Below are 10,808 nucleotides of genomic sequence, written 5' to 3' on the forward strand. Positions count from 1 at the left end.
GAGTACTTTCTGATTCTATCCTCCGCAACTATTTTATCCAACCTTTGCATAATTAATGGGATGTGGTTCGCTGCCATATCCCACTAATAATTTTCAAATTAATAAATATGACAATTGTCGAACAAATTATGAAGGTTTGGACACGCTATACCTCTCTGAAATAAAGAGATTATTCAGTAAGGTAATAAGGGCCGTAATGCTTGAATATATATAATTTAGTAGATAATGCCAAAAATCTATTTTTACAATGAATTTAACAAATTAAATGAGGTTTATAAATTAGAATAAAAATTAGAATAAAAATTATGTATCGTATTCTTTAATGATAATAATTTTATGGGAATATTTTTAGAAATATTAAATTTAATTCTTTATGCATTTTTCTGATACCTTCTTAAATAATATTCTTTTTCATTATCATGGCTTAATTCTTATTTTATATTCCTTTATTATATTTTTGCCTAAGATATAATATCGATATTTATAAAAAAATATAAATTATTAAAATTCCGAATATCAAAAAATACTAATCATCAGCGATTGACGAACCATATGGGTCTGATAAAAATTTATCAAATATTGATTTGTCCTGCCATGTTAAACTTTCAAGCTCTATTGCACTCAATACTATTCTACTACCTAATTTTGGAGAAGATATCTCCAGTCTTGTACCGTTCTTTGTATATACCTTTTTAACAGTTACAGTGGCAAATTCATTTGTAATATCTATTGTTTCTCCATCTTTCTCATAATAATTTTTATTTTCCATTTTCATCACAGGAAATTTGATAGATTCATTAACGGTAAAACTGAATTTTCTGGTATTATATTTCTTTTTGCAAGTTTCCATTTATTATTTTCATATCTAAATTTATCTAGTCTTTCATATGCGAAGATTTCTGGATATGCATTGTCTCTTCTGCTTCTATAAAATAATACATATGATTTTACAATTGATTCTGTTTCATTGACTTTTTCAATTCTTACATTTGTAATAAAATGTTTTGTGCGTGATGGTGGATTTTCTGACCATGCATATTCATTCTTATATCTGTTTACCCGCATTAGTATGGATTCTTTATTATCTATAAAATGATACTGAGATTTTGAAAGTTCTAAATCAGTTTCTTTATCCTCCTTTTCCCTTGTAATTCTTACAGGCATTTTATATTCTATATCCTCTGTCAGCATATCTATCCATTTATCATACTGATGATTATCTAATATTTCTGCCTCATATAACAAAACATCAATTAGGTCATTTATATGATTTCCATCCATATTTTTGCTTGAGTATATCATTGCAAATCACCCTTATTCTAATAATTTATTCACAAGTTCCCTCCAAAAAGACATAGACCCTATATCACTTGGGTATGATTGTACATTACCAGGAGCACCAACATCAATTAATGGTTTATATTCACCTACCTTTTCTGCCAGTTTTAGTTTTAACATGCTATTACCAGCATGTGTTTGTGTTATCCAGTTTTCCATATCATCCTCTTCAAAGACACCATTTGCTGTAAATGAGTGTTGATATGCTAAATATGAATATTTTTTTAAATCTTCTGGAGCATCATTTTCAATTGCAAACCAGTTCCATATTTGTGTTTTATCATGAGATATAGGATTCCAAACCCTGAATGTTAAAATAGGTGCTATAGCCTCAGCTGTTGATCCACCCTTAAATGGCATACCTGCATTTAAGAATCCAAAATTTGGGAAGACATTGCCAATAATTGTGCTGGTGGAATATTTAACCCAAAATTTATACTCGCTCTCCGTTAATGTATTTTTTGCCTTTCTAATTAATTCTGGCCACCAATTTCCATACCACTGAGGTGAATCTATTATCCTTGAAAATGCAATTCCATGTCCGTTCCCTGCATCAACCTGCAGACCTGTTAATACTGTATTTGCCTTGATAGTTTCTTTAGGAAAAAGCGCATATCCTGTTGCATGCGCGGTAAATGCGTGATATATATCACCAGCAAAATTATCTGCAGCTGCTTTCCAGTTAAATGGAACAACCCATCTCTGTGGATTTGTGAATGATAATCCTGCTTCAGACCTATTTGAAACAAGATCAAAGTAAAATTTAAAATCACCAAGAAAAGTTGATAAATCGTTTTTAGGTTTTGGATCAAGATTTGCAAAAATAAACCCTTTATATATTTCTACATTTACACGGTACATATTAAAATCATTGTAATTTATAACATCACCTATTGCATGCTTCTGCACTGGGCATCCAACAAGTTTTCCTTTTGTATTATAGACAAATCCATGATATGGGCACCTTATATGGGATGTATTACCAATCTCTGCTTTAACAAATTCTCTACCTTTGTGAGGACACGCATTTAAAAAAACTCTTATCTTATTATCTTCTCCTCTAACTACTATTAATGGTGTTTGTTCTATATATCTTACAACATAGTCTCCTGGATAAGGGATTTCAGATTCGTGAGCGAGGAAATTCCAGCTTGATGCAAATACTTTTATCCTTTCAGCCTCGTAAATTTCAGGATCTGATAAGAGGTATAATGGAACATATCCATCATCTATAAGACTCTCGGCCTCGCCAAGCATCTTAAAGGCTCTTTCACTTAAATTATATTCTAATATTTCTTCATATCTAAAACTTTCATCTTCAGATACAATATCATTAACCTCTTTAGGTTTATTACGAATAGTTTTTATATCACCTTGTACCATATTAAATTATAATATATTATTATATTTAAAGTTTTCTTTTATAATAATGATGATTATATTTAAACATATCTATTATTTAAATTTCCTCCAATTTTTTACAAAAGATTATATAAAAGATTATATAAAGTTAGTTCCATTAGCTAAATTATCTGTTTTCCAACATTTTTAAAAATTATATCATTCTACTTTTTTATTCAGGAAATATATACTGATAACAAATTTGATGCTAAAAAATCTATAGACATATTTATATGATGATTATAATTTCTTTGCTTACAGTACAAGCTTACCAATATTTATATTAATTTTATAATTAAATCTAATCACTTAATATTGTTTTTACAATTTTCAGAGTTTTTTCATAATCAAGCCACTGCAGATTTTTGAATGTCTCCTTAAGTTCTGCATCATTTAAATATATATAATAGGGAAGCATTGTATACTTCTCTGCACCAAGATTTTTAACAAGTTTTTTCATTTCATTGTAATGTTCCATAAATTTATTTTTATCACCGGTTTTAATATATATCAAGCAATAACTTCCATGGGCATAAACCATTCCACCAGGATACTTAACTTGCTCCTGAATTGATAGTGCCATATCAGAATATTTTAAGCTGGAGGTAAAATCACCCTTCATGGAGCTTGCTATAGATAATGCAGCATAGGTTTTACCGTATTCCACAGGAGCATTCAGGTTTTTATTTATTTCTATTGATTTTTTTCCATACTCAATCGCCTCATTAGCATCTAACCAGCAGTATGCCTCGACAAGATTGTTATACAATTTACCCTGTAGGCCTAAAACGTTGAGTTTTCTTGCCAGTTCCATGGAGTTGAAATATTTAGCAATTGCATCTTCCAGCATAAAATTAAAACGATAGATATGACCCTCTATTCTGAGCATCTCTGCAAATTGTACAGTATTCATGTTATTTTCCCCATATCCAGATTCCAGAATATTCAAAGCGTCTAAAAATTTACCAAAAAGAAATGTAATATCTCCTATTTGATTTTGTGATTTAAGATAAATTTCATTATCTTTATTATTTCTATACTTTTCTGAGATCCCATTAAATATAGAAAGTGCATCTTTATACCTGCCCATAACACGCAATGTATCGGCCTTGTAATATGATATATAATCCTTAAAGTTACCAAATAATGGATTTTCTGGATTAATATTTTCAAGAATTTTAATACTGTCTTCCAGCATTCCAATTCTCCTTAGATAGACAGCAAAAAGGAACTGAATACGATCATCATTGGGATGCCTTTTAAGTATTTGGGCTGATATGCTTCCGACAACATTCCAGTACCCCGCATCAACAATAAATATTGAAAGTTCAATAAACTTCTCTCCAATATCTATACCTGATTCCGACATGTAGGAAAGAAGATTCATAACGTTGGGGTAAAAAATCACCATGGATTCATATGGTATACTTTTTTTATTATCATTAAGATATTTTATAACACCTGAAAAAATTTTTTCCATAATCTTCGATTTACCACTTATTGTGGGATTGTTTATAACATACTCATAAAAATTGTCATGTACTTTGTATATACCTTCCAGATTCTCAACTTTTAATACAAATGAATGGCTGGCTATTTCGTCAAAGTCAGATATGGCAATTGGTATATTAAGCTCCTTTACAAGAATTTCAAAGATGTTAAAATTAAAAAAATGAATGTATGATAATGCAATGAAAAGTGTTCTTTCATCATCTGAAAGGTGTGATAGAAACCTAGGTATAATTTCATTGGTTGGAATTATAAAATCATATGCAGTCATATTATTTTTATTTCTCAAATAAATTTCAACGCAGAGGTCAAGGTATAGTGGAAGTCCTTTGCTGCTGCTTATTATGGATTTTCTAATGGATTCATCTAAAATTGGTACGGATCTAAGGAAATAATCAGAATCCTGATCACTGAGATAATCAAGTATGTGCTGATCAAGTATTTCATTCCATGATGGATCCTTTTGCTCCCATTTTATATATTCCCTGCTCCCTATTATAAATAATGTTTGTTTAGAAGAAAGTACTAATTCCTGTATAAATTCATCAGGATCATTATTTGCGAGCTGGAAATCCTGGCGCCTATATATTGATTCATATGAATCAAGAAATATGGCAAATATTGAATTTTTACTTTTTGCAGCTATTGAAATATCTATTCCAAGAAGGTGTGGAAGCCTTTCAGATATTTCCTCCGGATTTCTTTTGCATGAATCAATGGCCTCAATTTCATTATGATATTCCTTAAACTGTATTGAGTACTTTTCCCTGAGCTTTATGGCAATTTTATCTATAAGCCCCACAGGAATGTGTATTGCCTCAAGGATGTCACCTGTTATATCCCAAATAACGCTATTTTTAGGTATAAACTCCTTAATCTGATCAGCAGTTTTTCCTATTGAGGAGAGGTATTTAACAAGGCCATAATCAAAAAGAACACATGGGAATTTTATTTGTTTTCTAAGTCCAAGCAGAACTGCAGATGGGGAGTTGTATTCATTTATATCCATTCCGGCAAATATGATATTTATTTTAATTTTACTTTGTTCTTTATTTCTTTTATCCACGTCATCCATTAGTTTAGATATAAGCCGTGTTTTTCCTATTCCGCCCACACCGTAATAAACCAGAACCTTTCTGGTTATTTTACCTGTAGTTATCGCCTCCAGCCATTGATTGAATACCATCACTGGTTCTATTCTATCCGTAAACTTTTTAATAGCCTGCTGTGTTTTTCTTGAAAACTTGCTCTCAGGCAATGCCACCACCCAAATCTTGAATGCCGTACATTGTACTGTATATGCTTTTTCCATAATCTTCATTACCCTTGCCTGCAGACAGTGATTTATATACATCATCCACAAGTCCTGTGTAATGTGCTAATAATCTATCAGTCTCAGAAGATGAGAACAAAATCTTGGTTCCTTTATCATCTGTGAGTGTAACCTTAAGTTCTGAATGGTTTAGCCTAATTTTTACATTTGTTTCGGGAAACATAAAATCCGTGTATTTAAGTGAGGAGTTTGAAACCCAGTTGGTAACTGTATGTCCAAAGCCGGTGCCATTTTTAGAGTCATTAAACATCATTGAAGCAATTGAAAATAAATCAGAAAAGTTTCCAGAGTAACTATCACCAAATGTTAGTGAATCCAAACTTATATCGTCAAAAATGGAATATAGCATACTTAAAATATTAGACCCACTATCAACCCAGCTTCCTAAAAGACTTAAAGCTTTATTTTGTAATTCACCTCTAATATAATATGGATCAGAAAAATAGGAACAGAAACTTCCTATTTTCCCATAACTTTTATAAAGCTCTTTTAGTGATTTCCTAAACCAGACAATTTCAGGCGAATATACAAAATGAAATGCATTATAAATCAATGCATGATTTACCTTAGCACTTTTTAATAAATTATTATATTCATTTATATTTAGAACTGAAGGTTTCTCCACCACTATGTTTTTTCCAGATAATAAAATTTGAGATGAAGTTGTGTAATGGTTATCTGTCGGTGTGCATACTATGCACGTTTTTATTCGATCATCATCAATCAGGTTTGATAAAGTTTTATAAAAACTATGTCCTGTTATGTTAGTAGATATATTCTTATCATAAATTCCCACGATATTCATTTTACCATTCATTAGTATGGCCTTTTCCCAATACTTTGCAATATAACCATATCCGACAATGGCCACATTTATATTTTCATTCATTTCAACTGACATAATTATCATTATTATATAGGAATTAAAATATTCCTTTACGAATACAACTGATCAATATTAATAAATTTTTGCATTACCTGAATACATAAAAGAAACATTTGTGTGAGGAAGACGTATAATAATTAATTATTCAATACTAAAGCGGGAATAGATAAAATAAAACCTCTATTATTATCCTTATGAATTCATGGAAATGGTGTTTCCTAATAATAAGATACCATATTAAATTACCAGCCTGGAATAGTATACATCTCTTATATTAAGGCTCCAGCACTTATGATTTTTCTATGTTTTTTATCCTGGTGTAAGCATTCTTGAGCAATCTTTGCTTATATCTGTTATACTGGTATTGTGGTAGCGGCCTTAAAGGTTCCCGATCGGCAAGCTTCAGAATCATGGATTTTAATGTTTCCATGTCTTCAGCTTTTTCCAAAATTTTTTTGTCCACAACTTTATTCAAATCAATAATTTTTCTATTAATAATAAGAGGGGTTAAGATAATAAGAATAACAGATAAGGCTAAAAGTGGAAGAAAATAAATTCCATATTTATCTGGCAAATCTATTGAAAGTATATATGATATAAATAACATATCTGCAATCAATACAAACCATAAAAAGATGTCACGAAGCATGATTTTATTTATATTAAACTTTTTACTGTAATAAATCTGGAGCATGTATAATAAAAGTTCAGATTCATTGAATTTATCAAATGCACTTTTATAAATTATTAAATTCCAGTCATTGCCTCTGGTGGTTGCGCCATATAAATTTGCACGGCTAAATTCAGAAATATACACTTCTATATCCTCATCTCCTGTAACTTCCCTTAATCTGGTTGTTAAATCAGTGCTGTATTCTCCCGGAATGCCATTGTATGGCATCTTATCCCTATAATTAATGTAAAACGGTATGGCAATTATTATTAGGTCAAATGGAATGAGCAAAATAATTGAAAAAAGGGTATGAATATTTATTATGAGAAAAATAGATTCCAGTAATATATAAGAAAAAGCAAATACCAATAATGAAAATTTTAAGATTGTTGACCTATTTTTAATATTCTTCTTTATTGAATGATACACAAGTAATGTGATTATAATTGAAAAAATTGGGGCTATAAAATATATACCAATATACTGAAATAATTTCATGCTAATAAAAATGGTAAGATATAAAAAAAAGCCAAGGGAAATTACAGAGGGAATTAAATAAAACATTATGGAACCTTTGGTGGATGTTACATTTTTCATAAAATTTAATAATTTTATTATATTTAAAGTCTTTGCCAGATAATCAGAGACAATCTGGCCCTATTTTTGTTTACTTATTTAATTAAAAGTAAAAGTTAAATATAAATATAAGATAGTGGTCAGGTTGAAGATTGGGTATTTTGGAGAAAAGGGAGCATACAGTAATATAGCCGCAGAAAGACTGGCTGAGGGCGAATACGTTCCATACAAATTTATAAGGTCAATTTTTGATGGCATAAATAAAGGGGAGATTGATTTAGGTGTGGTTCCTATAGAAAATTCAATTGAGGGTGCAGTCAGTGAGACGTATGACAATCTTTACCGGGATAATTTATTTATTGTAAAGGAATATTACCTTAGGATAAGCCACTGTTTGATTGGATTTCCGGATAGTGAAATAGATGATATAAGATACGTTCACTCACACCCTCAGGCACTTGCACAATGCTCCGATTTCATTTTCTCGCATAATTTTATACCTGTAAGTGAGTATGATACCGCAGGAAGTGTGGAAATTGTAAAAGGTTTAAAGGATAAAGCCAGGGCGGCAATAGCCAGTGAGCTGGCAGCGTCCATATATGGTATGCATATTATCCAGAGGGAAATTGAAAATAATAAAAATAACTATACCAGATTTTTCCTATTATCCAAATCTCCCGAAAAGCCAGATGGTAAAACCAAAACAAGCATGGTGTTCTCAACATCAAACACACCAGGTGCCCTTTACAGGGTTCTTTCCATTTTCGATAAGTATTCAATAAATATGTCAAAAATAGAATCGAGGCCGGTTAAATTTAATCCTTTTAATTATATATTCTTTGTCGATATAGAAAATAATAAAAATACAGAAAATGCAATAAATGAAATAAAAAATATTGCAGGAACTTTAAAGATTTTGGGAACATATAAGGATGCATCATTTAATTTTAATTCATAAAATTTTAATATGTGTGATTAATATTATATCTAATAATAAATTAGATACAGGAGTTAGAAAAACTTATGAATCTTAGGAGAATTTTGCTGGATGTTGACAAGGGTTTGAACAGGCCAACGCTTACAGAACTTGCGGGATCAATAGAGGAGGTCCCTGGTGTGGAGGCCGTAAAAATAACAGTTACCGAGATGGATATGGAAACAATGGGCACAAGTATAATAGTTGAGGGCATGAATATTAATTATAATTATTTAATAAAAACTATAGAGGATATGGGGTGTGCCATACATTCAATTGATGAAGTGGTTGCCGGGAAGCACATAGTAAAATGAAAAACAAATTTTTATTTCCATTAAGCATTGGATTATCTGATGGAATAATAACTGCCCTAATACTTGCATCTGGTGGCATCTTGGCACATAATGGCATATCCATATTTCTGGCATTCAAGATCTCATTTGGGTCTGCCTTCGCAGGTACCTTTAGTTATTTTATAGCACAGTATGCAGGTTTGAATGAGGAACTTCACAGAACGGCATTGCAGCTTAATTTAAGATCCACATCTTATTTATTAAAGGGGAAGCTGGGTGATAGAATATTTCTTGAATCCATTGCAGGTTCGTTAATGGCAGCCCTTTGCGGTTTTGCAGGTGCATTAATTCCACTTCTTTCCTCTTTAATCATAAAAAATAATATAATTATACCCTTGGCATTTTCATACATATCACTGGGAGTTCTTGGACTGTTTATAAGCAAAACAACAGCCGGCAGTGCAAAATTATGGGTTTTAATTATGATTTTAATAGGCATAATAGTTACCGTCGCCGGATTTTATTTAAAGTTAATAGTTTAATCATTTTATACTATGTTGTACAGACATGCGTGGAGTCACCATGCAAAATATATGTATAAATATATTAATTTAATTAAATATATTATTGATTCTTAAAACTATCGAATATGGCAGGCATTTAATAAGTTACATAATTTTGTGCATATTATTATTTATTTAATAAAATTATATGTATTTATGCATGCAGGATCCTCGGCAAAAATATCGTTGAAGGTTGCATATGCCCTGGCCCTTGAACCACCACATACATCAGAATAACCACAGCTTCCACACAGTCCCTCCAAATTTTCGGGATTTCTTAAACGCCTTAAAATGTCATTATTCTGATAAATATGGACAATTGATTCTCTCTTGACATTTCCAAGAACAACCGGTAAAAATCCACTTGGATAAACATCACCGTTATGGGATACAAAAATAATTCCCTTACCGTCCCTGGTTTTTTCCATGTGCACGTGCGGTTTTCCATCAGGCAAGCCCAGAAGCTCATGGGTTTTTCTTATTAGTTCCCTGTAAAGTGATGTACCGTGATATGTTTCCTTTTCGTCTGCAATTCTTCTAAATATTGGAGATTCAACAGTTCTTACAGTCATATTGTATGATGTGATGTAGTAAAGCCAGTGGTTTACATCCTCATATTCCAGTGGGGTTAAATCCTCGAAATCTATTGATCTGCCGGTTTTTATAAGGAAAAATACCTCCCACACCCTTATATTATTAGTTATTAATAATTTAAGAATATCCGGGAGTTCCATTATATTCTTTTTTAGAACAACAGTATTTATTTGCACGGGCATTTTATGATTTCTGGCGGTATTAATTGCCTCCATTGTTTTATCAAACACCCAATCATACCCGCGCAGCCAGTTGTGTGTTTCCCTAAGTCCATCAAGGCTTAGTGATATTGAAAGTACATTGTATTTCTTAAGAAGTTCAAATGATTCATCATTAAGCCTTGCAGTGGCAGCGGGGCTGGCAGAAACTGGAATCTTATATTCATATGCTGTTCTAAGTATCTCCTCAAGCCCCTCCTTTTTAAGCATATCCCCGCCAGTTAAAATCAATATTGGATATGGTTTTCCAAAATTTCTAATGGATTTAACAAAATTAACTGATTGATCAACAGTCATCTCGTCTGGAAGCCTTGCCTCAATGGCTGATGCCCTGCAGTGTTTACATGCAAGATCACATGCCTTTGTTGTTTCATAAAAAACAAGTATTGGCTTGTTATTATAATTATACATAATTAATATATTTATTATTTATATATAATGAGAATGA

10 protein-coding genes are annotated in these 10,808 nt (G+C 31.3%); 3 read left to right on the forward strand and 7 right to left on the reverse strand.

Features of this window, described 5'->3' with window-relative positions:
* Positions 1-526: 526 nt before the first annotated feature.
* The 6 genes from AOG54_RS07045 to AOG54_RS07070 all read right to left on the reverse strand — a co-directional run bounded on the left by AOG54_RS07045 (position 527) and on the right by AOG54_RS07070 (position 7,737).
* A complete protein-coding gene (locus AOG54_RS07045; RefSeq protein ID WP_048101368.1) occupies positions 527-769 on the reverse strand; it encodes a hypothetical protein in 243 nt (80 codons plus the stop codon).
* A 5-nt stretch (positions 770-774) separates the two neighbouring features.
* Positions 775-1,302 carry an aromatic-ring-hydroxylating dioxygenase subunit beta gene (locus tag AOG54_RS07050; protein ID WP_052656691.1) on the reverse strand — a complete coding sequence of 176 codons (528 nt, stop codon included), beginning with the start codon at positions 1,300-1,302 and terminating at the stop codon, positions 775-777.
* Positions 1,303-1,314: 12 nt separating this feature from the next.
* Complete coding sequence (locus AOG54_RS07055) at positions 1,315-2,721, reverse strand: aromatic ring-hydroxylating oxygenase subunit alpha (protein WP_052656690.1); 1,407 nt, start codon at positions 2,719-2,721, stop codon at positions 1,315-1,317.
* Between the two features lie 319 nt (positions 2,722-3,040).
* The gene (locus AOG54_RS07060; protein WP_156318767.1) at positions 3,041-5,560 is read right to left on the reverse strand and encodes a tetratricopeptide repeat protein; all 2,520 of its coding nucleotides are present in this window, start codon (positions 5,558-5,560) and stop codon (positions 3,041-3,043) included.
* The gene (locus AOG54_RS07065) at positions 5,499-6,482 is read right to left on the reverse strand and encodes a Gfo/Idh/MocA family protein (protein ID WP_055041003.1); all 984 of its coding nucleotides are present in this window, start codon (positions 6,480-6,482) and stop codon (positions 5,499-5,501) included. Before AOG54_RS07065 ends, AOG54_RS07060 begins: the two co-directional genes overlap by 62 nt.
* A 274-nt stretch (positions 6,483-6,756) precedes the next feature.
* On the reverse strand, positions 6,757-7,737 hold the full coding sequence (locus AOG54_RS07070; protein WP_048101189.1) for a hypothetical protein: 981 nt from the start codon (positions 7,735-7,737) through the stop codon (positions 6,757-6,759).
* A 124-nt stretch (positions 7,738-7,861) separates the two neighbouring features.
* On the opposite strand from AOG54_RS07070, the gene pheA reads away from it, so the two are divergent.
* The 3 genes from pheA to AOG54_RS07085 all read left to right on the forward strand — a co-directional run bounded on the left by pheA (position 7,862) and on the right by AOG54_RS07085 (position 9,527).
* Entirely contained in the window at positions 7,862-8,674 is an 813-nt protein-coding gene (pheA, locus tag AOG54_RS07075; RefSeq protein ID WP_048101188.1) for a prephenate dehydratase, read from the forward strand.
* A 65-nt stretch (positions 8,675-8,739) separates the two neighbouring features.
* On the forward strand, positions 8,740-9,006 hold the full coding sequence (locus AOG54_RS07080) for a DUF211 domain-containing protein (protein WP_048101187.1): 267 nt from the start codon (positions 8,740-8,742) through the stop codon (positions 9,004-9,006).
* Positions 9,003-9,527: a hypothetical protein gene (locus AOG54_RS07085; RefSeq protein ID WP_048101186.1), complete on the forward strand. Its 525-nt coding sequence runs from the start codon at positions 9,003-9,005 to the stop codon at positions 9,525-9,527. The genes AOG54_RS07080 and AOG54_RS07085 overlap by 4 nt, the downstream gene beginning before the upstream one ends.
* A 152-nt stretch (positions 9,528-9,679) precedes the next feature.
* Here the strand turns inward: AOG54_RS07085 and AOG54_RS07090 are convergent, their stop codons facing one another.
* On the reverse strand, positions 9,680-10,771 hold the full coding sequence (locus tag AOG54_RS07090) for a TIGR04053 family radical SAM/SPASM domain-containing protein (RefSeq protein WP_048101185.1): 1,092 nt from the start codon (positions 10,769-10,771) through the stop codon (positions 9,680-9,682).
* Positions 10,772-10,808: the final 37 nt, after the last annotated feature.

Source organism: Acidiplasma aeolicum (assembly GCF_001402945.1).
In the GTDB taxonomy this organism is placed as follows: Archaea; Thermoplasmatota; Thermoplasmata; order Thermoplasmatales; family Thermoplasmataceae; genus Acidiplasma; species Acidiplasma aeolicum.